The 20,976-nt window shown below is 45.2% G+C and carries 19 protein-coding genes and 1 riboswitch; of the genes, 8 read left to right on the top strand and 11 right to left on the bottom strand.

Annotated features, from left to right (window positions below):
- Positions 1–233: 233 nt before the first annotated feature.
- Both ECHVI_RS23240 and ECHVI_RS04875 read right to left on the bottom strand, forming a co-directional pair.
- Positions 234–386, bottom strand: a complete 153-nt coding sequence (locus ECHVI_RS23240) for a hypothetical protein (protein ID WP_245553426.1) — start codon at positions 384–386, stop codon at positions 234–236.
- A 299-nt stretch (positions 387–685) separates the two neighbouring features.
- Positions 686–1,495: a hypothetical protein gene (locus tag ECHVI_RS04875; protein WP_015264840.1), complete on the bottom strand. Its 810-nt coding sequence runs from the start codon at positions 1,493–1,495 to the stop codon at positions 686–688.
- Positions 1,496–1,792: 297 nt separating this feature from the next.
- A riboswitch (TPP riboswitch) is annotated at positions 1,793–1,889 on the top strand.
- Between the two features lie 81 nt (positions 1,890–1,970).
- Here ECHVI_RS04875 and ECHVI_RS04870 point away from each other — a divergent pair.
- Positions 1,971–4,358 carry a TonB-dependent receptor gene (locus ECHVI_RS04870; protein ID WP_015264839.1) on the top strand — a complete coding sequence of 796 codons (2,388 nt, stop codon included), beginning with the start codon at positions 1,971–1,973 and terminating at the stop codon, positions 4,356–4,358.
- Between the two features lie 104 nt (positions 4,359–4,462).
- Here the strand turns inward: ECHVI_RS04870 and arsB are convergent, their stop codons facing one another.
- From arsB to dxs, 6 genes are all read right to left on the bottom strand, one after another.
- On the bottom strand, positions 4,463–5,506 hold the full coding sequence (arsB, locus tag ECHVI_RS04865) for an ACR3 family arsenite efflux transporter (RefSeq protein ID WP_015264838.1): 1,044 nt from the start codon (positions 5,504–5,506) through the stop codon (positions 4,463–4,465).
- A complete protein-coding gene (locus ECHVI_RS04860) occupies positions 5,503–6,141 on the bottom strand; it encodes an arsenate-mycothiol transferase ArsC (protein ID WP_015264837.1) in 639 nt (212 codons plus the stop codon). The genes arsB and ECHVI_RS04860 overlap by 4 nt, the downstream gene beginning before the upstream one ends.
- A 12-nt stretch (positions 6,142–6,153) precedes the next feature.
- Positions 6,154–6,618 carry a DUF6428 family protein gene (locus ECHVI_RS04855; RefSeq protein ID WP_015264836.1) on the bottom strand — a complete coding sequence of 155 codons (465 nt, stop codon included), beginning with the start codon at positions 6,616–6,618 and terminating at the stop codon, positions 6,154–6,156.
- 31 nt (positions 6,619–6,649) lie between these two features.
- On the bottom strand, positions 6,650–6,979 hold the full coding sequence (locus ECHVI_RS04850; RefSeq protein WP_015264835.1) for an ArsR/SmtB family transcription factor: 330 nt from the start codon (positions 6,977–6,979) through the stop codon (positions 6,650–6,652).
- A 252-nt stretch (positions 6,980–7,231) separates the two neighbouring features.
- On the bottom strand, positions 7,232–7,996 hold the full coding sequence (locus ECHVI_RS04845; protein ID WP_015264834.1) for an alpha/beta fold hydrolase: 765 nt from the start codon (positions 7,994–7,996) through the stop codon (positions 7,232–7,234).
- A 99-nt stretch (positions 7,997–8,095) separates the two neighbouring features.
- On the bottom strand, positions 8,096–10,012 hold the full coding sequence (gene dxs / locus ECHVI_RS04840) for a 1-deoxy-D-xylulose-5-phosphate synthase (protein ID WP_015264833.1): 1,917 nt from the start codon (positions 10,010–10,012) through the stop codon (positions 8,096–8,098).
- A 193-nt stretch (positions 10,013–10,205) separates the two neighbouring features.
- On the opposite strand from dxs, the gene ECHVI_RS04835 reads away from it, so the two are divergent.
- Both ECHVI_RS04835 and ECHVI_RS04830 read left to right on the top strand, forming a co-directional pair.
- Positions 10,206–10,955: a segregation and condensation protein A gene (locus tag ECHVI_RS04835; protein ID WP_015264832.1), complete on the top strand. Its 750-nt coding sequence runs from the start codon at positions 10,206–10,208 to the stop codon at positions 10,953–10,955.
- Positions 10,956–10,960: 5 nt separating this feature from the next.
- Entirely contained in the window at positions 10,961–12,016 is a 1,056-nt protein-coding gene (locus ECHVI_RS04830) for a lysylphosphatidylglycerol synthase transmembrane domain-containing protein (protein WP_015264831.1), read from the top strand.
- 223 nt (positions 12,017–12,239) lie between these two features.
- Here ECHVI_RS04830 and ECHVI_RS04825 read toward each other — a convergent pair whose 3' ends face one another.
- On the bottom strand, positions 12,240–12,662 hold the full coding sequence (locus ECHVI_RS04825) for a nucleoside-diphosphate kinase (protein WP_015264830.1): 423 nt from the start codon (positions 12,660–12,662) through the stop codon (positions 12,240–12,242).
- A 194-nt stretch (positions 12,663–12,856) separates the two neighbouring features.
- On the opposite strand from ECHVI_RS04825, the gene ECHVI_RS04820 reads away from it, so the two are divergent.
- The 4 genes from ECHVI_RS04820 to ECHVI_RS04805 are packed head-to-tail and all read left to right on the top strand — an operon-like array spanning position 12,857 to position 15,967.
- Positions 12,857–13,897 (top strand): DHH family phosphoesterase, encoded by a 1,041-nt coding sequence (locus tag ECHVI_RS04820; RefSeq protein WP_015264829.1) that lies wholly within the window; start codon positions 12,857–12,859, stop codon positions 13,895–13,897.
- On the top strand, positions 13,884–14,831 hold the full coding sequence (locus ECHVI_RS04815; RefSeq protein ID WP_015264828.1) for an FKBP-type peptidyl-prolyl cis-trans isomerase: 948 nt from the start codon (positions 13,884–13,886) through the stop codon (positions 14,829–14,831). The genes ECHVI_RS04820 and ECHVI_RS04815 overlap by 14 nt, the downstream gene beginning before the upstream one ends.
- Before the next feature lie 4 nt (positions 14,832–14,835).
- Entirely contained in the window at positions 14,836–15,396 is a 561-nt protein-coding gene (locus tag ECHVI_RS04810; protein ID WP_015264827.1) for an FKBP-type peptidyl-prolyl cis-trans isomerase, read from the top strand.
- A 1-nt stretch (position 15,397) separates the two neighbouring features.
- Positions 15,398–15,967: an FKBP-type peptidyl-prolyl cis-trans isomerase gene (locus ECHVI_RS04805; RefSeq protein ID WP_015264826.1), complete on the top strand. Its 570-nt coding sequence runs from the start codon at positions 15,398–15,400 to the stop codon at positions 15,965–15,967.
- A gap of 2,084 nt (positions 15,968–18,051) precedes the next feature.
- On the opposite strand, the gene ECHVI_RS04795 is transcribed toward ECHVI_RS04805, so the two are convergent.
- Positions 18,052–18,624 carry a uracil-DNA glycosylase family protein gene (locus tag ECHVI_RS04795; RefSeq protein ID WP_015264825.1) on the bottom strand — a complete coding sequence of 191 codons (573 nt, stop codon included), beginning with the start codon at positions 18,622–18,624 and terminating at the stop codon, positions 18,052–18,054.
- Positions 18,625–18,999: 375 nt separating this feature from the next.
- Between ECHVI_RS04795 and ECHVI_RS04790 the strand changes: the two genes are divergently transcribed.
- On the top strand, positions 19,000–19,338 hold the full coding sequence (locus tag ECHVI_RS04790) for a hypothetical protein (RefSeq protein WP_015264824.1): 339 nt from the start codon (positions 19,000–19,002) through the stop codon (positions 19,336–19,338).
- Between the two features lie 658 nt (positions 19,339–19,996).
- Here ECHVI_RS04790 and ECHVI_RS22895 read toward each other — a convergent pair.
- Positions 19,997–20,794 (bottom strand): formyl transferase, encoded by a 798-nt coding sequence (locus ECHVI_RS22895; RefSeq protein ID WP_015264823.1) that lies wholly within the window; start codon positions 20,792–20,794, stop codon positions 19,997–19,999.
- Between the last annotated feature and the right edge of the window lie 182 nt (positions 20,795–20,976).

Raw genomic sequence — 20,976 nt, 5'->3', positions numbered from 1 at the left:
AAATAGCTCTTGGTGTTTTGAGCTTTAGCACCTTTTACCAGCTACTATATCCTTTTCAATATCCCTCGTACCTTTCCCTTTTCATGGAACAGTAATATTTCTGATGGCCAAAAACTTCTTTGGTTATCGGAACCATGATAAGCCACCAAGGCTCTAAGGCACACAGCAATGATCAATTCCTTCATGTCCAGGTTACAGCCTCCACTTGGTGACTTTGGACCTTCGTGCTATTTTTATTTATCCGTGGTTTTAGGATCAAGCAATATTTCTGGGGGCAGCTTTATTAAAAAGGATGCTATTACATCTATGGACTGGATAAATCCAAGGTTTGCCGAGAGGTCCTCTTCATAGCCAAAGGCAGGGGCATCGTTAACATTTAAATTCATGTAAGCCGCGGATAAAAGATATGAACATTGATTTGCCATTTCTTAAGCATTCTATCTGTGTTTATCAGTGTTCATCCGTGGCCAAATAGAACCAAAGATGGCAAAAATGATATTTACCCATCGAAATAGGCTACACCCCAACTTTTCGGCTTGATCCTGGTTTTATCATGAAGCAAACTGCCAGTCCCCAAGGTTGTAGCTTGATCCGTTATTCTTTGATCCATGTGGAGGGATAAAAAAAGAAGGCGAAAGGAACTGATATCCTTTCGCCTTTTTCGTGGACCACGTCATAGAGGTGATTATTCGCAACTTATATTTTGAAGGTTGGCATCCCAGCAAAAATAGGCGCTGCTCTCAAAGTGGCTTTCACTTTTTACTTGCCCATATTTGTCTGCTTTGCTCCAATTTACCAAGATTTCATTATCCAGAGAGGTGTTGGAAATGATGACACTTCTGTCCATCTCCATATCATTATCAATGCGGTATGTAATAGAACTGCCAAGATTATCTCCTTCTTTTTCTACATTAAAGGTGGTCGACCCGTTGCCGGTTTCTTTGTCATATTCCCAAGCATTGGATAGCCAAACCGAAGGAGACTCCGGCGATTCGAATAACTCCCAATAGCCAGCTTCGCCCGTCACATTAGAAGTGCCGGTGAACCAAACGAAGTTATCCACATTTCCTTCACCAGAAATATACCCCATCCAGTTTACGTTTTCATCTTGGACATTAGCGGTAAGGCGGATGTCATATGACCCATGACCTTCTACATCAAAATCCTTCTCCCATACCCAAAGACCTGCCTCTTCATCAAAAGAAGCTTCTGTGCCAATGGTGGCTTTAAAAGCTGTCACCGGAACGACCAAGTGTGAATAAAGGATGGAAGAATACACCCCTACATTTACCGCAGCGTATGCCCAATTGGTCACTGCGGAAAGCCGGGCTTGCTCTTGGCCTTCATCATCAAACATCGTCATGTCCGGAGCCATGCTGGCTTCAGGAGGCAATGCAGGCTTTTCTGATTGCTGTGGCATTGGCGCTTCGTCGTTGTTGCATGACGCAAACATCACCATAGCTGCTAGTAAGAATCCTATTGGCTTTCTTATCATAAATAGTTGGTTTAGTTTTCGGATTGGAATAGGCAAACACAATGCCAACCCCGTACCTATTAAAGGTAAATTATACCGGTTATAAACGCAATTAATGCTGCTATTTTGTAGACCAATAAAAAAGTGTCTTGTACCATATTAATTGAAGTGTTGAGATGAAAAGCAAAAGAGAAAGGTGCTAGCTTGCCTGCGGCCGATAATGGTCAGTGTGGAAAATTGGCCATTAACTGTTGAGTAAAATACCAATTAGAGTTGTTTTTTCTTTTTCCATAATCCTTCTACCTTTGCAGCAAGAACAGATCGAATTAGGGGTGCCCAAAAATTACGGGCTGAGATCATACCCATATTACCTGATCCGGGTAGTGCCGGCGAAGGGAAATGCGATTTCCATATTTATGGAACTTCGGGTAAACAACGAATAGGGTCGTCACCCCTGGACGGCACTGATGTTTAACCAGCTTAATCAATTTTGATCATGAAAACTTTATTGCTGATTGCAGCATGGCTGCTGACAGGGATTTGTGCTATGGCGCAACATCAACTTACCGGTACCGTAAAGGATGCCGAAACCGGCGAACCGCTTATCGGTGCCAATGTCATTTTGGAAGGCACGGGTAGAGGAGCCACTGCTGACCTAAACGGTACTTTTACCATCAAAAATGTTCCTTCCGGGAATTACCAGCTCAAGGTTTCCTATGTGGGATACGAGGCTCATGTACAAACAGTAGAAGCCCAAAGTCCACGACTGGAAATCTTGTTGGAACCGAATGCATTGCTGACCGAGGAATTTATCGTTTCGGCCACTCGGGCTTCGGAAACCACGCCAACTACCTTTTCCACCGTCACCAAGGAGGATATTGCCAAAAACAATTTGGGACAGGATATCCCCTTCTTGCTTAACAATACCCCTTCGGTGGTCACCAATTCCGATGCTGGAGCTGGAATCGGTTATACGGGGCTGAGGATTAGAGGATCTGACCAGACCAGGATTAATGTCACCGTGAACGGTATTCCACTCAATGATGCGGAATCCCATGGGGTCTTTTGGGTAAATATGCCCGATTTTGCCAGTTCGGTAGACAATATCCAAATCCAGCGAGGCGTGGGAACCTCCACCAACGGTGCGGCCACATTCGGGGCCAGCATGAACATCCAAACGGATACCAAAAAAGAGGAGGCTTACGGTGAAGTGGCCACTTCTTTTGGCTCTTTCAATTCCCAAAAATATACCGTGCAGGCGGGCTCTGGCCTGCTGAATGATCGTTGGGCGGTGGATGCACGCCTCTCCCAGATCAAGTCGGATGGATATGTGGACAGGGCCTCATCAGATCTAAAATCCTATTTCTTGTCGGGCGGGTACTATGGCGATAATCATGTCTTCAAGGTCAACGTATTTTCAGGTAAAGAGAAAACCTATCAAGCCTGGTATGGCCTTCCAGAAGATAAGTTGGAAACTGACCGGACCTTTAACTACTACACGTACGACAATGAAACCGATAATTACCAGCAGGACCACTACCAGTTTATCTATACTGGAAAGTACGGTCAAAACTGGAAAGCCCATGCTGCCCTGCATTATACCTACGGCCGCGGATATTATGAACAATTCCGTGAGGATGATGACTATGCCAGCTATGGCCTGGATCCTGTCGTGATCGGCAATGAAACCATCGAAAGTACCGATATCATCCGAAGAAGGTGGCTGGACAATGATTTCTTTGGTGGAGTTTTTTCACTGAACTACGTGTCGGATGATGGTCGTTGGGATGTGATCTTGGGAGGTGGAGCCAACCGCTATGATGGAGATCACTTCGGTGAAATCATCTGGGCAAGGATCGCTGGAGAAACGGATATCCGGGATCGCTATTACGATAACAATGCTGTAAAGGATGATCGAAATATTTATGCCAAAGCCACCTATGAAGTAGCAGACCGACTTTACTTGTTTGGGGACTTACAGTTCAGGCAAATCGATTACCGCTTTAAAGGCATCAATGATGACCGCCGCATCGTGGACGGGGCGCAGCATTATGATTTCTTTAATCCGAAGGTGGGGATTAGCTATGAGTCCGGGAAAGGCGAAACCTGGTACGCTTCCTATGCTGTGGCCAATCGCGAACCTGTGAGAAGTGACTTTACGGACAATCCTATCACCGAAATTCCACGACCGGAACGCTTGCATAATGTGGAGGCTGGCATCAGGGCCCAAAAAGGCAATGTTAGCTATTCGGCCAATTTTTATTACATGGGCTATAAGGACCAATTGATCCTTACGGGCCAAATTAACGATGTGGGTGCCTACATCCGGGAAAATGTGGATAACTCTTATCGCGCCGGCATTGAGCTGGACGGGGCGGTGAAGCTATCCCCTAAATGGACTTTGGGGGGAAATATAGCTTTCAGCCGAAATAAGATCGACACCTTTACCGAATATGTGGACGACTATTCCACCGAAGAATTTCAGCAGGAGTCGTTTACCTACGAAGATACGGACATTGCCTTCTCCCCTAACATCGTAGGCTCTGCAATGCTGGATTTCCATCCCGTAAAAAACATGGAGATCAGCTGGGTGGCCAAGTATGTGGATGACCAGTACTTGGACAATACCCAAAACGATGGCCGAAAATTGGATGCCTTCTTTACCAATGACATCCGGTTTGCCTATACCCTTCGGCCAAGGTTCCTCAGGGCCTTGGAATTCAATGTGAAGGTAAACAATGTCTTTGATGTAATGTATGAGCCGAATGGATACACCTTTAGCTATTTTGTGCCCGGTGGTGCCGGCAAGGAATTGGTCACGGAAAACTATTACTACCCCATGGCCGGAACCAATTTTATGGCGGGGGTAAATGTGAAGTTCTAAAAAGGCTTAAATGGCATGCGGATAGTACCGCCCTCGCAGATTATCATTGGAAACCATCCGTGATCGTCTGGTAGCGCCTGTGATCCGCATGCCACTCTTCTTTTTCACTTGAAAGAATAATACTTTTTACGTAGCCAGAATGCGACCCTTACGAGCAGGATCAACGCCGGCACTTCTATCAATGGGCCGATAACGCCCGTAAAGGCCTGTCCTGAATTCAGCCCAAAAACTGCAATGGCCACCGCAATGGCCAGCTCGAAGTTATTTCCTGCTGCGGTAAAGGCCACTGCGGCCGTCTTGTCATAACTGGCTCCCATAGCCTTGGTGACAAAGAAACCGATGATAAACATCAAAGTGAAGTAAACTAACAGTGGAATAGCGATGACGACGACATCTCCGGGAAGTTCCATGATGAGTTCACCCTTTAGCGAGAACATCACGATGATGGTAAACAGCAAGGCCACCAGGGTCATCGGTGAGATGGCCGGTATAAACGCATGCGTGTACCATTCTTCTCCCTTTGCTCGGATCAGAAAGTAACGGCTCAAAATTCCCATTAAAAAGGGAATTCCAAGATAAATGGCCACACTCTCTGCAATGGTCTGGATAGAAATATCCACCAAGACACCGTCAAAACCAAAATATGGCGGCAGGACGGTAATAAACAGCCATGCATAAAAGCTGTAAAAAAAGACTTGGAAAATGCTGTTCAGCGCGACCAATCCAGCACCGTACTCACTGCTCCCCTCTGCCAGATCATTCCAGACCAACACCATCGCAATGCACCGCGCCAATCCAATGAGGATCAAACCAACCATGTATTCAGGATAGTCCCGCAAGAAAAAGATGGCAAGAAAGAACATCAAAACAGGACCGATGATCCAGTTTAGGAGAAGGGAGATCGATAGGATTTTGGTGTTTTGGAAGACCTTGGGCAGCAAGGAGTAATTTACCTTGGCCAATGGCGGATACATCATCAGGATCAGTCCTATGGCTATAGGAATATTGGTGCTTCCATGGCTCAGGGATTGTACCTTTTCAGGAAATGAGGGAAAATAAAAGCCAATGCCTACTCCGATTACCATGGCCACAAAGATCCATAGGGTAAGGTTTTTGTCCAGAAAACTCAGCTTTTTACCGGTACTCATGATTGCTTGTTGATGTTGGAGAATACATAATACATTTCTGAGGCGATCTGAAGGCTCCGTTCCAAATACTTTTTGGATTGTTCGGCAGTGCCGTCAAAAGCTTTGGGGTCTTCATAAGTAATGGCCATCCGTTGCGCTGCACCTGCAATAAAAGGACATCCTTCATCCGCCTGTGAACAGGTCATGATCGCGGCAAAATCCGCATCGGGATTAAACGTATCATCCCACTTTTTGGAAAACCCTATCACCGGATGGGCATTGCCGGCATATTTTAGGCTGTAAACGGGATTTGACCCTTCATCCTGTAACTTGGTTACCTTAAAACCTTGGTTGGAAAGGGTCTCTGCTACGGTAGGAAATAAGGCTGTGGCTGCTGTCCCACCTGAATAACAGGTGACCTGCGGGATGTCCCAATAGTAAGCCATTACTTGGGCCCAGGTCTGGGCCAAATGACTCCTTCTGGAATTATGGGTACAGATAAAATTGAGTTGTATGGACTCGCAATTTTCTGATTTGCGCTGGATATACTCCACCAATGGGACAAGTATTTGTTTGCGATCCTCGGAAATAGGCAGGCTACTTACCTCGGTTATGGATGCATTCAGCGCTTCCAAAAGCATGTGGTTCTTGTTCATCGTTCTTTTATGTTAACAGCAGTTGCCACCAGGAGTACACGTTCCGGATGGGTTGGTAGATATTCTTATCTTGGGCTTTTCCGCAGGAATGCCACATTGATCCTTGGCCAGGCAATCCGTCTGCTTCGTCGTCAAGATAAAGTGGGTACCGTCAAATTCCAGCCCGAATTTGCCAATGGTTTCTCCTTGGTATTCTACCTCGATTTCCGCATCAGGCAAATCCAACGTTTTCTCAGAAAGCGCAATAATGTGCATCAGCTTCTCGGGGTGGAGTCGGTGATCATAGTCATCTGCATTCCAAAGCTGGAAGGAGACCACTTCCTCTTGGCGGACGGTCCCACCACAGTCGATAAAGTGTTTGGAAACTTTACCAACTTCAGTAACATGGAAATGACGCGGCACTAGACTTCCGTCGGGAAGCTTAAAACCGATTTTATCCAAATTGTGTAAAGCTGATTTTACGGCTGATAGTTTCATGGCTTCTTTGCTTTAAGGGGTTGAAATTTATTTAACAACAGTCCTGACTTGGGATATCCTGATCCAAAAAAGGCATCATGGTTTTCTTCATCTTCAACCAGTTTTCTTTATGGATGCAATAGCAAACACTGGTGCCTTCCACATTTCCTTTGATCAAACCAAGCTGTTTAAGTTCCCTGAGGTGTTGGGAGATGGTCGCTTGCGCCAACCCAATCTCTAATACCAAATCACCGCAAACACAGGTATTGATATGGAATAGATGCTGCAAAATGGCCACCCTGGCAGGATGTCCAATTACCTTGGCATAAGTGGCAATGGCATTTTGCTCTTCAGAAAAGATGTCTGTCTTGGAGATTCCCATAGCTGTATTAATTGTTATATCGCAATATTACGATAAAAAGGATTAAGTTCCAAAGAATGATTGATTTGTTTCACTGGTTAAGTCCTTGATCGATTGATGGTTTGGCTTAAACTTGTGTGGAGGAATGGCAAAAGTGCGCTACCCTATCCAGGCCCAGATGAACAGCGGCTAAAGATCTGTGGAAAAAATAAGTTTGCTGTGCGGTAGTTTTTGGGAGTCCTGTGTTTGCAGATACTTACGGCCCGTAAAATGTTAAATGGCCAAAAAATCACTAATCATCTCCACGGTTTCTGCTGGCTGTTCAAACATCCCCATGTGTCCGGCATCAGGAAGTTCGTGATAATGGTCTACATACCCTTGGTGTTTCCTGCTGGCTTCTATGGTAACTGCCCCATCAAGGACGCCTGCTATCATCAGTTTTTTGCCTTTAAAGTCACGTAGTACATCCATGCGGTCCTTGCGGTCACGCATGGCCTTGGTAAAAGAAACCAATCCTTCAAAGGTAGTTTTATGAGCGATTTGGACCACTTCCCGGATGATGGGTTTCATGGATTCACGATGGGCTTCGGTGAACAAGGGAGGCACGAAGGAGTCTACAAATACCTTGACACCGTGTTTCTGCACAAAGGTAAGGGTGCGGTTGCGTACACCGACTTTTTCCTCGTCATCGGCAAAGGCCGTAGAATGAAAAAGCCCCAGTCCACCAAGTTTTTCTCCCATCAGCTCGGCCAAGGCCAAGGCCACATAGCCGCCCAAAGAATGGCCGATGACCACTGGTTTTTCCAACCCTAATGTGTCTATCCAATCTCTAAGCATTTCGGCGGTCTGCTCCAGGGAGATGCTTTCTTCATACCAACGAGACTCGCCAAATCCTGGTAAATCAGGGCAGAGTACACGGTATCTGCCGGAAAAAACCTCAATGAATTTTTTCCACATTTCCTTGGTCTGACAAAAGCCATGGATAAAAATGACGGGCTTACCATGCCCCTGATCGGTGTATTCAATAGTGGTGGTCATAAAGGGAAGTTAAGGATAAAGGAGGAGTAATCATAAAAGTATACCCCGTAAGGAAGATGTTGTTTCCATGAATTGCCAAAAACCTTAATGGTTCCTGCATCAGTGCTTTGCAGCAACAGGCGCTGCAAGGGTCCTGATCGCTTGGGCAATGCCATCCTTATCCATGCCACATTCTTTGTGCAGCTCCAACTGGGTGCCGTGTTCGATGACGGCATCTGGAATGCCCAGTCGCTTAACCTGTGCTTGGTAATCATGATCCATCATCCACTCCAAAACCGCACTGCCAAAGCCTCCCATCAGACAGCCGTCTTCCACTGTAATGACTTTTTTGAACTTGCCAAACACCTCGTGCAGCAGTTCTCCATCAAGCGGCTTGACAAAACGCATGTCATAATGTGCTGGATGTAATCCTTCTTCGGCCAGTTGTTCGCAGGCGTCAACGGCATAATTACCAATATGCCCCAGTGTCAAGATCGCCACATCTTCCCCTTCTTGGACAATGCGTCCTTGGCCTGTAGCAATTTCCCGCATGGGTTTTCGCCAATCGGCCATGACCCCTTGGCCCCTGGGGTAGCGAATAGAATAAGGTCCATCATAAATGGAAGCCGAATACATCATGTTTCGGAGCTCCTCTTCATTCATGGGTGCGGCGACCACTAAATTGGGGATGCACCTGAAATATGCCAGGTCATAGGCACCATGGTGTGTAGGGCCATCCGCACCGGCAAAACCAGCCCGGTCCAAACAGAACACCACGGGTAAATTTTGCAGGCAAACGTCGTGCACCACTTGGTCGTAGGCACGTTGCATGAAGGTACTGTAGATATTGCAAAATGGCTTCATGCCCTGGGTGGCCAATCCTGCAGAAAAGGTAACGGCATGCTGCTCGGCGATGCCCACATCGAATGCGCGGTCAGGCATGGCCTTCATCATGATGTTCATGGAAGACCCTGAAGGCATGGCGGGCGTGATGCCCATGATGTTATCATTCTCCTCTGCCAGTTCTACTAAGGTATGCCCGAAGACATCTTGGTATTTTGGCGGTTGAGGGGTATCGTATACTTTTTTGGCGATTTCACCGGTAATCTTATCGAATTTGCCCGGAGCGTGCCATTTGGTCTGGTCTTTTTCGGCCAAGTCGTAGCCTTTTCCTTTGACGGTCAGGCAATGCAAAATCTTCGGCCCGGGGATTTTCTTCAGGTCGTTCATGACTTCTACCAAGTGGTTTACGTCATGTCCGTCCACGGGACCAAAATAGCGAAGGTTCAGCGATTCGAACAGGTTACTTTGGTTCAAAAGAGCAGATTTTACCGCTCCTTCTACCTTGGAAATTACTTCCTGAGCACTGGATCCGAACTTGCTGAATTTACCCAGAATACGCCACAAGTCATCTTTGAACCGGTTATAGGTCTGGGAGGTGGTGATATCGGTAAGGTAATCTCTCAATGCGCCCACATTGGGATCGATGGACATGCAATTATCATTCAGGACAATGATCATATTGGTGTCCGAAACGCCGGCGTGGTTCATGGCTTCGAAGGCCATTCCCCCGGTCATGGAGCCATCCCCAATGACCGCAACGTGCTGCTTGAGCTCGTCTCCTTTGTATTTGGATGCCATGGCCATCCCAAGTGCAGCAGAAATAGAAGTACTGGAATGTCCTACGCCGAAAGCATCGTATTCACTTTCCTTTCTCTTGGGAAAACCCGAGATGCCTTTATAAAGTCTATTGGTATGGAATTTTTCCCTTCTGCCGGTCAGGATCTTGTGACCGTAGGCTTGGTGCCCCACATCCCAGATGAGCTGGTCAGAAGGGGTGTTCAGGACATAATGCAATGCTACAGTAAGCTCCACGACACCTAAACTTGCTCCGAAATGGCCTCCATAGACGGAGACGCTGTCAATGATGTATTGACGCAACTCTTCACAAATCTGAACGAGCTGATCTTTTCTGAACTGCTTAAGGTCAGCAGGAGAGTTGATCTGGGCAAGTAATTTTCCTGGTTCTATTAACATTGCGGTGTTTATCCCTTCTGTACAATTAACTGTGACGGCAAATGAATGTTTTAATATAGCTAAAATTTAGCCAAACTTTTTATCCACAAGTTTTCTTACTGATTTTGAACCGTCACCTATAGAATTTTGTATTAATGTAATATCTTTGATATTCAATCTGATCGCAAAATTAAGAGAAATTTAATAGTATCCAGTGAGTTTCGAGATCAAATTACCGCTTTTTGAGGGGCCATTCGATTTGCTTCTGTTCTTTATCGAGCGGGATGAGCTGGATATATACGATATTCCCATTTCCAAAATCACCCATGATTTCCTAGATTACCTCAAACACCTGGAACAAATGGAAATAGAAGTGGCCAGCGAATTTATCCTCGTAGCGGCCACACTCATGAAGATCAAGTCAAAACTGCTTATCCCTAGGCCTGAGCTCGATGAGAATGGCGATGAAATCGATCCTCGGGAAGAGCTGATCAGGCACTTGTTAGAGTACAAAAAGTATAAGTCCGTCATCGGTGAGCTCACCGAGATGGAGGCCGCACGCATGACCAAAGAAAAGCGTGGCAACATCGCCGCTGAGCTAAAGGAACTCAGCAAGGCCGATGATGTGGAGAGTGAAATCCAAGATTTGGATTTGTATAAAGTACTCAAGGTTTTTCAGCGTGTGATGGCCCGATATGCTGCACGGACTGATGAAACCAAACACACTGTGGTGCAATATCCCTACACCATTGATCAGCAAAAGAATTTTGTGCTGGATAAAATCAGCTTCAAAAAGCGTATGCCTTTCACGGATTTCATTGACTATAAGCCGGACAAGATCTTTGTGATCTATACATTTTTGGCCATTTTAGAGCTTCTTCAACTGTCCTTGGTGACCATCAAGCTGGGTGAAGGCTTTAATAATTTTTGGGTAGAAAAATTAGAGGAAATCCCAGCCGAGTAAATTTTATGAAGTTAGACAACAAAGAGATTTTCAAGACGCTTAACCCCAACAAGGTATGGATTCCTGTGCTGTTGGGAATTGGGATTGTCTTTGTCATGTTCTACTCAGATCCTTCGATCACCCGCGAAAACCTCCGCAGTGTCTTCGATGCCTCTTGGCCATCTATCTTGCTGGCCCTTTTGGTGATCTTTATGCGGGATGCGGGCTATGTCTTCCGGATACGAGAAATCACCGATAAACGGCTCACTTGGGTCAGGGCCATTTATGTGATCATTCTGTGGGAATTTGCCTCAGCGGTGACGCCCTCCATCGTCGGAGGAACTGCCGTGGCGGTGTTTATCCTGCATAAGGAAGGGATCAAGCTGGGAAAAGCCATTGCTTTTGTGATGGTAACGGCCATTTTGGATAATTTATTCTTTGTAATTGGCGCTCCTATTGTGCTGTATTTTGCCCAAGGTAGTATTTTTCCGGACAGCCATGTGTTGGAGCTGCGGTTGGGAAAAAGCTTAAACTATATATTTTGGGTAAGTTATTCCCTGTATGCCCTTTACTCCCTGATCATGGCGGGGGCATTATTCTATCGCCCAAGGGTTTTCAAGTGGGTATTGCTCAAGATTTTCAGCATCAGTTGGATCCGAAAGTGGAAGTACAATGCCAGCGAATACGGTGATCAGATCATCGAATCCAGCAAAGAACTACAAGGCAAAAATGCAAAGTACTGGATTACCATTGCCGTGGCGACCGTTTTTATTTGGTCTTCGCGGTACCTGATGCTCAATGCCCTGATGACCGCCTATGTTGACCTGAGCTTTACCGAACACATATTGGTGTTTGCGCGGCAGATTATCATGTGGATCGTCATGATGATCTCCCCTACTCCCGGTAGTAGCGGCACCGCGGAATTCTTCTTTGCACAGTTCTTCTACGAGTTCCTGTCAAACTACACCTTCGTGACCAGTATCCTGTGGAGGATGTTCTCTTACTATCCTTATCTGCTGTTAGGAGCGATCTTCCTGCCCCGATGGATTCGGCAGGTCTTTTTTAAGAAGAAGGAGGAATAGTGAGAGTGGTTCTATTTGCGTATAAGAGCCGTTTCAGGTAGGGGCATTACAAATGCCATTTTCAGCCATCCGCATTTCAAAAGTGGATGAGATGCGAAGCTAGCCCTGTAAGGGCGTCACATCAATAGCCATGGCATCTGGCCAGAACAAAAAAACCAAGCCCTCCAAAAATGAATTTGGGGGCTTGGCTCTATGGGATTTTTTTGCTTGGGAAAAGCAGTGCTTATTTTACCCGCTCGATTTGGCTGAAGAAGAAGCTTCCTTCGATCTCGGCGTTTTCGTCTGAGTCAGATCCGTGAACGGCATTTGCCTCGATGGACTTGGCATATAGTTTACGGATGGTGCCTTCAGCGGCGTCTGCAGGGTTTGTAGCGCCGATCAGGGCTCTGAAGTCTGTGACGGCATTGTCTTTTTCAAGGATGGCAGCGATGATCGGGCCGGAAGACATGTAATTGCACAGGTCATTATAAAAAGGGCGTTCTTTATGCACGGCATAGAATTTACCTGCCAGCTCAGCAGTAAGCTGGGTAGCCTTGATGGCGACGATTTTAAAGCCTGCCTCTTCGATCATTTTAAGGATAGCACCTGAATGGCCTTCTGCAAAAGCATCTGGCTTGATCATGGTGAACGTTCTGTTACTTGCCATTTTGTTTGGTTTTGAAAATGAAGGTTTATATTTGGCAGCAAAATTAAGGTTTTTACTGGAAACTCAGAATATTTACAATTATTTGTAAGTTATCTTATTCATTTTAAGAGGCTTATATAAATTTGGGATTTTTAAAAAATTATATAGACCTTTGCGTCTTGTGTACTGTAAAAAGTGCTACTAAAATATTGTAGATGCTAGATTTAGAGTCATTTAAAAAACTACTGTCTTCACCAAAGAAAGTCGTCATCACCACACACCACAAGCCCGATGCCGATGCTTTGGGGTCTTCCTTGGGAATGTCAAATTACCTAAAGAAGAAAGGACATGACGTCACGGTGATCACCCCTTCGGATTATCCTTCTTTCCTGTATTGGATGAAAGGCAATGATGATGTGGTGAACTTTGAGAAAGAGGACTGCCAAAAGGAAGCCATTGAACTGATCAATGCAGCTGATATCATTATATGCTTGGACTTTTCCTGTCTCAGCAGGATAAATGAGCTTGGAGCACTGGTGAAAAAGGCCGATGCTATCAAGGTAAACATCGACCATCACCAAGATCCGGAGGATTTTGCTGATTTTAGGTATTGGAGTACTGATGCGGCGGCCACTTGTGAACTCATCTACGACTTGATCGTGCAGATGGGAGAAACGGAGCTGATCGACAAAGATATTGCTGACTGCCTCTATTCTGGCATCATGACGGATACAGGAGGTTTCAAGCATCCAAATACGACCAAGCATGTCCATATGGTCACTGCAGAGCTGATCGGACTGGGTGCGGATAATTCCAAAATATCCCGATTGATTTACGATACCAATTCCGTAAATCGGTTGAAATTTATAGGGTTTGCGCTGACAAGAAGGCTGGTCATCCATACCGATTTGCATACCGCCTATTTTTGGATCAGTAAGCGAGACTTGAAAAAATACGACTCGCAGACTGGAGACACGGAAGGGCTCGTGAATTATGCACTTTCCTTGGACGGGATAAAAATCGCTGCTATGTTTACCGAGCGAAAGGACGGCGTGAAGATCTCCTTCCGGTCCATCGAAAACGTGGCGGTGAACAAGTTTGCGGCCAAATACTTCGATGGTGGTGGACACCGAAATGCCGCCGGAGGCAGGTCCATGGATTCCCTGAAAGATACCATCGAGCGCTTCGAAAAATTAATTAAAGAAAATCAAGATCGATTATTAAATCAACTAGAATTAGTCAATGAAAAACATTAAAAGTTTGATGTTGTCAGCCGGTATGGTGGCAACATGCTTGGGAGTAGTCTCTTGTCAAAAGACCAAAACTACCGAAGATGGCACGGAATACACTTACATCAAAGAAGGTAGTGAAAAACCCGAAAATGGGCAGTTCGTCATTTATGAATTCACTGCAAAAAACAGCAAGGACTCCACTTTTATCTCCAGTATCGAGAACGGTGCACCGGCTTATATGATGCACAACGATTCTGTCAAAAACTACGACACCACTAAGGTAAGGCCCGCTATTGATGAGATCATGACCGGACTCCGCAAAGGAGACAGTATCCAGTTCAGCGCTGCTGCAAAAGATATTTTTGGTGAAATGAATACTCCTCCATTCTTGACTGCTGAGGAGCAGGTAACCTTGAATATCGGCGTTACGGACATTTTGGATGAGTCCGAAATGCAGGATTTCATGGCCAAGGTACAGGAAAAGCAACGTGCCAAAATGGAGAAGAAAGCCGAAGCCCAGCTGGCAGAAGACATAAAAAAAATCCAGGATTACATGGCAGAGCATAACATCAACGCCACCAAAACGGAGTCTGGATTGTTCTACGTCATCGAGGAAGAAGGTGATGGTGAAGTGGTGGAAGAAGGGAATACCGCTGTGGTAAACTACACCGGTTATGTGCTGGATGGGGAAACCATCTTTGACACCAGCGTGGAGGAAATTGCCAAAGAAAATGATATTTTCAATGAAGGTAGACCGTATGAGCCTTTTGAGGTGATGGTAGGAAAAGGCCGTGTGATCCCAGGATGGGATGAAGGTCTTCAGCTGCTTAAAGGCGGAAGTAAAGCCAAGTTCCTGATCCCTTCTACCTTGGCTTACGGCCCAAGACAAGCCGGTGAAGTGATCAAGCCAAACTCTATCTTGGTGTTTGACGTAGAAGTAGTGGACGTGCAGAAATAATTGAATGAACACAATTAAGAATATAGTGCTGACAGCCCTCCTGGTAGGGCTGTTTGCTTCCTGTATCGAGGATCAGGAGAGTCCACAGGAAATTTTCCAAAAAGACCTCAAGAAGATTGAGGACTATTTGGCCCAAACCGATTATCAGTACATTAAAAAAGAGCAGGATCCTAGTTCCGGAATTGTGATCCTATGGGATTCCCTTTCTTATTCTGGGATAGATGCCCAAGGTGCCGATACGCTAAAAGTACATTATGTGGGAAGGCTGCTGGATGAGACCGTATTTGATACGAATGTAGAAGCAGTGGCAAGGGAAAATGGAATGTATTCTTCCGAAAGGAATTACGCTCCATTGGAAGTGTTTAGCCAAGAATACATTCAGGGGTTCTTATTTGCACTTTCTAAAATGGAAAAAGGCGACCGGGCACGTGCCATCATCCCTTCCGCATGGGCTTATGGCAACCGGGAATATTCAGGAAGAATTCCAGCGAATTCCGTTTTGATGTTTGACCTGGACATGAAGGACGTCATTATAAATGAGGAAGAAATAACGACCGAAGAATAATATGAAAAAGTTAATGATAGGCCTTTTGGTGGCGATTGTAGGGGTAGGAGCCTTTTCTTGTGAACCGAACAATCCATATGATTTTGGTCCGCAATATGATTTTGAGGGCAATATGGAAATAGACAGCACCAAGATTGTTGCTTACTTGGATACGGCACAGATAGATAGCCTTTACCGGATTCATGATCCCAGCGGTACCATCATTATCGTCCAAGAAGAAGGCAACGCCTCCAGACCAAATAATGGAAATATTATATATACTAATTATGTTGGGAAATTAATGGAAGATGGGTTGGTGTTTGATACAAACATTGAATCGGTAGCCATTGAAAATGATCTCCATGAGGAAGGAGATGAATATGGACCATTCACCTTCCAGTTGTCTAATCCTGGTCAACAATCCGCAAATAATGCCATTGCAGGTTGGCAATATGCCTTTAGACATTTAAGAAGTGGCGCCAAGGCTGTACTGGTAGTACCATCTCCTTTGGCCTATCAAGATCAAGAGAGAGGGAAAATTCCTGCCAATTCAATTCTAGTCTTTAATGTGGAGTTTTTAGGGATGGACTAAAACCATTTCCAGAAAATATATCATGCCTAGAACACCTCAGCTTTTGCTGGGGTGTTTTTGTTTTCATAGGGAATAGGATAGACATCCTTCATCTAACGCGTCTAGGAGATAATATTCATTTTCCGAAAAACACTATTTCTCATCCAAACTCAGAGTAAACGCATTTAAAGAAATCATCCCCCATTGTGGTTTTTAAGCCTGTTGGTACCTTCAAGCTTGGGTTTTTTGTCCCTAACCACCGCCAGAAGCCAAAGGCTGAAGGCCTTACTCACCTTAGCTCAAGGCAAGGCTTTGGGTTGATATGCCTAAGCTTAATTGCCCTTACAGGCCGTAAGGAGTTGTTTGGGATCAAGCAATATTTCTGGGGGGATGATTTTCGACATGCTCTTTTGAAAGTAAACTTGACACCGCTAAAACGATGGTTTTCCTCCATCCGCTCGAATGGGTTTTAGCGGGAAGTTGTGGAGAATAGGACGGTCAATGCGGCTAAAACCCGCATTATGCATTAGCCTATCTATTGCGACCTGAAACTACTTCAAAATCAGACGCTTAACTGCTGTTTTCGATTTCACCATAGCGATGCTATGATTCAATCTCCAAACAGCCTGATTTCCTTGTAGTTTCAGTTCTCATAACGATTCCTAATGCAAAAAGCGGGTTAAACGGAAAACGTTGGTTGGGCTAATTTACCATGGGCTTCACCCATGGCTATGAATGTGCCGCCCTTCTGGGGCTGGCATTCGAGTTTACATTTTACACTATACCAAGGATCAAGGAATATTTCTGATCTGAACTGGCTGAATCCAAGCGTTGCCGAGAATCCCTCTTCATAGCCAAAGATATGTCCCAGGTAAATGTTAACCTCATTTCAAGCCACGGATAAAAGGGATCAACACAGATTTGCAATGGTTTAAGCATCCTATCTGTGTTTATCAGCGTTCATCCGTGGCCAAACAGCACCAAAGGTAGCAAAGAACATATTTACCCATCGAAATAGGCTCCCCCCATGGCTATGAATGTGCCGCCCCTCTGGGCTAACTTTCGAGTTTACATCATACACCATACCAAGGATCAAGGAATATTTCTGATCTGAACTGGAAGAAGCCAAGCTTTGCCGAGAAACCCTCTACATAGCCAAAGATATGTCCCAGGTAAATGTTAACCTCATTTCAAGCCACGGATAAAAGGGATCAACACAGATTTGCAATGGTTTAAGCATCCTATCTGTGTTTATCAGCGTTCATCCGTGGCCAAACAGCAACCAAAGGTGGCGAAGAACATATTTACCCATCGAAATAGGCTCCCCCATGGCTATGAATGTGCCGCCCCTCTGGGCTAACTTTCGAGTTTACATCATACACCATACCAAGGATCAAGGAATATTTCTGATCTGAACTGGAAGAAGCCAAGCTTTGCCGAGAAACCCTCTACATAGCCAAAGATATGTCCCAGGTAAATGTTAACCTCATTTCAAGCCACGGATAAAAGGGATCAGCACAGATTTGCAATGGTTTAAGCATCCTATCTGTGTTTATCAGCGTTCATCCGTGGCCAAACAGCAACCAAAGGTGGCGAAGAACATATTTACCCATCGAAATAGGCTCCCCCCATGGCTATGAATGTGCCGCCCTTCTGGGGCTGGCATTCGAGTTTATATTATACACCATACCAAGGATCAAGGAATATTTCTGATCTGAACTGGAAGAAGCCAAGCTTTGCCGAGAAACCCTCTACATAGCCAAAGATATGTCCCAGGTAAATGTTAACCTCATTTCAAGCCACGGATAAAAGGGATCAACACAGATTTGCAATGGTTTAAGCATCCTATCTGTGTTTATCAGCGTTCATCCGTGGCCAAACAGCAACCATAGGTGGCGAAGAACATATTTACTCATCGAAATAGGCTCCCCCCAACTTTTCGGCTTGATCCGTTGTTTGTCCTCACCATTCTAGCCCAATGGGCTCCATTGAGCTGAATTAAGTTTCCCTTACAGAGGATATTTCCCTTATGGTGCTATTAGCGCATACTTGGACACGGCAGATTTGTGGACCGCTGTAAACTGGATTTTCTACATGCGTTTTCCCTAATCCAAAACTCGTCTTACCCTTTCCTTTAGCGTGGGCAGCACCTCTTCTCCAAACCAAGGGTTTTTGGCCTGCCAGATATTATTTCGGGGAGATGGATGGGGAAGTGGCAGGTACTGGGGCAAGTATTCTTGGAAATTTTTGACCGTTTCGGTGAGGGTTTTTCCTGTCCTTCCCTTCAGGTAGTAAGCCTGTGCATAGCTGCCCACCAAAAGGGTCAGCTGAATTTCCTGCATCTGGTTCAGAAGCTGTCCATGCCAAAGTGGGGCACATTCTGGACGGGGCGGCAGATCGCCTGATGTTCCCCTACCGGGATAGCAAAAACCCATGGGCATCAAGGCGACTATGGCGGGATTATAAAAGGTAGCGGCATCCATTCCCAGCCATTTGCGCAGGTTTTCACCACTTTTGTCGTTCCAGGGAATGCTGGTTTCATGAACGATTTTGCCCGGAGCTTGACCGATGATGGCGATCTTGCTTAGCGGGCTAGCCGAAACAATTGGGTTGGCTCCCATCGGAAGCTTATCGATGCATACTTGACAGGACTTGATTTCGCGAAGCAATTGTTGCATGGTCTACAGGTTTTCGTAAAACAAGGTACTTAACCTACGGCATTTTCTAAAGGGATTTTGGCTATTCGGGAAACACGCACATTGCCTTGACGGATTGATGCGATTGGAACGCACCAATTTGGAAACAATTTGTTGCGCCCTTCCACACTTTTTGTTGTGACGTGTAATGTTTTGATCCGACCCAAATATCTTCAAGTGCCCTTGGATGTTTGGCCAAAAGCTAAGGCCGTATTATGACGGGGGCCTAATGGATAACTCGCAATCTTCAAACGTCAAAAGTGTCATTCCGGGAGGATTGGTCGGTAAGAGTGGCATGAATCATGGATAGAAAAAGGTGTTTTAATACGGTTGTTTGAGAAAAAGAAGTTAAAGACCATGAACAGAATTGTGTTAGTGCTAGCCTTTTTTGCATTTACCTTTGCCAGTCCAAAAGTTTCTTCAATGACACAGGGTAAAACCCTAGCGGCTTCCTGCTCAGGTGAAGAAACACGGGAGAAGATTTCCCCAGAGGACTTGCCTAAGAAGGTGGTGGAGACCATTTTGGAAAGCGAAGAAACCAATGGACGGGTGGTGTCAGAAGTTTATAAGGTGACCCAGTCGGACCAAACGGTGTATTATGAGGTTAAATTTGGTACGGAAGCCCAAGCGATGGTCAAGAAGTACGATAAGGAGGGTGAGGAAATCAAAGAGCAGCAAGAGCAGCTGTCCTATTAAAGGGCGACTGGTTTATGATTCTTGCAGTTAAGTGGCAAATGCCGAATCAAGCAATATTTTTGGGGGATGAATGTTGACGTGTTCTTATGAAAGAAAATTTCACCTCGTAAAAACGATGGTTTTTCTCCATACGCACGAATGGGTTTTAGCGGGAATTTGAAGGGAATATAACAGTCAATGCGGCTAAAACGGAAAACAATGGATGGGCAATTATCCATGGGCTGCACCCATGGCTATGGATGTGTTGAGGCTGTCTCATAAATAAATAATCCGTCATCACGAGCGGAGTGAAGTGATCTCGATGAGCTTTCATTGCACGTATGACGAGATTGCTTCTTCCAATATCCATCGGAATCGCAATGACGAGGACTTTTGAGAGAACATCTGGCTTTCGAGTTGACATCATACACCATACAAGGGATCCGATATATTTCTGGGGGAGCTTCCTTAAAAGGATGACATTTTATCTATGGACTGGATGAATCCAAGCATTGCCTTAAGCATCCTACCTGTATTTATCAGCGTTCATTTGTGGCATATAGCAAGCGCTGAGGATAACGATCGAGCGCCCATCAAGTCCGATGCAATGGGAAATTATTCAATGCCGTAAGGTACGGATCTTCTGCAGCAGCTGCCTCACGGGCCATTTTGGGTAGGCTCAGGCAAAGATACTGATGCTCTCCTCGTCAAAATGGGTTTCGACCTTTTGGTTTTGGAGGGGGATAGTAGCTTTTCCTATCATATTTCTGAAGAGCATGGTCAGGCTTTTTTGGACGGTCCGATCTTTGGCCCGGTAATTAGTTCCTTTGCTGTGCTGGATGACCCCAAGGATAGGTTGTCGGGCCTGGGATAATTTTTGGAGGTAGGAATAAAGTGCCTCTCCAAGCAACGTGGAGGTTTTGATATCGACGGAGGTTTCATCGTCATCTGCAGCCAGTGCCGGATAGGCCCTTGCCAGGATGTTTCCAGTATCCACTCCTTGGCTTATATGGTGAATGGTACCTCCGATGTGCTGGTAATCTTTATGGTATAAGGCCCAAAAAAGCGTGTCGTTTCCGCGGTATTCTGGGGCAATGCCGTAGTGGATGTTGATCGTGGCGATTTTGGCGATTTGAGTGATTTCATTGGATAACAAAGGAGCCCGGCAAGTGATCAACAGATCAGGGGAAAGGCGTTTAAGAAATTCTACACCTTCTGGAGCATTTAGTTTTTGCGCATCGAAAGGCACACGATTTAAAATATCGGGATGTTCAATGCCTTTTTCTGCTATTTTTCTTTTCAATCGTTGATAGCGAAATTTTGTCAACAATCTTTTAATCAACATTTCGACACTCCTTTTTTTCTTCTTTTTACCGAAAGTGGGTTGCACTACCACTGTTCTGGGCTGAAACTGGAGGATCTTGTTGATGACGATCATTTCCCTGGCCTTGCACTCGCTGATAACAACTATTTTCATTTCTGGAAGATTATTAGAGTAGTAGAAATACCAATGTTTTGAAGATGGTTGCAGGCCCCATGAATGCTGCCCTTCACCGACTATAATGCCAATATAAACGAATTACGTGCATTTAAAAATGTAATTTACATATATTAATTCCTGTTTTATATAAAACCCATATAATTTTTAAAAGTTTCAAT

Origin of the sequence: Echinicola vietnamensis DSM 17526 (genome assembly GCF_000325705.1) — a bacterium.
Classification (GTDB): Bacteria; Bacteroidota; Bacteroidia; order Cytophagales; family Cyclobacteriaceae; genus Echinicola; species Echinicola vietnamensis.
Note: the sequence above shows the minus strand (reverse complement) of the source record. Positions and strands in the feature narration are given on the sequence as shown.

Coding starts and splice junctions, on each gene's coding strand:
- ECHVI_RS23240 (WP_245553426.1), bottom strand. CDS start 386: ATGAATTTAAATGTTAACGATGCCCCTGCCTTTGGCTATGAAGAGGAC.
- ECHVI_RS04875 (WP_015264840.1), bottom strand. CDS start 1,495: ATGATAAGAAAGCCAATAGGATTCTTACTAGCAGCTATGGTGATGTTT.
- ECHVI_RS04870 (WP_015264839.1), top strand. CDS start 1,971: ATGAAAACTTTATTGCTGATTGCAGCATGGCTGCTGACAGGGATTTGT.
- arsB (WP_015264838.1), bottom strand. CDS start 5,506: ATGAGTACCGGTAAAAAGCTGAGTTTTCTGGACAAAAACCTTACCCTA.
- ECHVI_RS04860 (WP_015264837.1), bottom strand. CDS start 6,141: ATGAACAAGAACCACATGCTTTTGGAAGCGCTGAATGCATCCATAACC.
- ECHVI_RS04855 (WP_015264836.1), bottom strand. CDS start 6,618: ATGAAACTATCAGCCGTAAAATCAGCTTTACACAATTTGGATAAAATC.
- ECHVI_RS04850 (WP_015264835.1), bottom strand. CDS start 6,979: ATGGGAATCTCCAAGACAGACATCTTTTCTGAAGAGCAAAATGCCATT.
- ECHVI_RS04845 (WP_015264834.1), bottom strand. CDS start 7,996: ATGACCACCACTATTGAATACACCGATCAGGGGCATGGTAAGCCCGTC.
- dxs (WP_015264833.1), bottom strand. CDS start 10,012: ATGTTAATAGAACCAGGAAAATTACTTGCCCAGATCAACTCTCCTGCT.
- ECHVI_RS04830 (WP_015264831.1), top strand. CDS start 10,961: ATGAAGTTAGACAACAAAGAGATTTTCAAGACGCTTAACCCCAACAAG.
- ECHVI_RS04825 (WP_015264830.1), bottom strand. CDS start 12,662: ATGGCAAGTAACAGAACGTTCACCATGATCAAGCCAGATGCTTTTGCA.
- ECHVI_RS04820 (WP_015264829.1), top strand. CDS start 12,857: ATGCTAGATTTAGAGTCATTTAAAAAACTACTGTCTTCACCAAAGAAA.
- ECHVI_RS04815 (WP_015264828.1), top strand. CDS start 13,884: ATGAAAAACATTAAAAGTTTGATGTTGTCAGCCGGTATGGTGGCAACA.
- ECHVI_RS04810 (WP_015264827.1), top strand. CDS start 14,836: ATGAACACAATTAAGAATATAGTGCTGACAGCCCTCCTGGTAGGGCTG.
- ECHVI_RS04805 (WP_015264826.1), top strand. CDS start 15,398: ATGAAAAAGTTAATGATAGGCCTTTTGGTGGCGATTGTAGGGGTAGGA.
- ECHVI_RS04795 (WP_015264825.1), bottom strand. CDS start 18,624: ATGCAACAATTGCTTCGCGAAATCAAGTCCTGTCAAGTATGCATCGAT.
- ECHVI_RS04790 (WP_015264824.1), top strand. CDS start 19,000: ATGAACAGAATTGTGTTAGTGCTAGCCTTTTTTGCATTTACCTTTGCC.
- ECHVI_RS22895 (WP_015264823.1), bottom strand. CDS start 20,794: ATGAAAATAGTTGTTATCAGCGAGTGCAAGGCCAGGGAAATGATCGTC.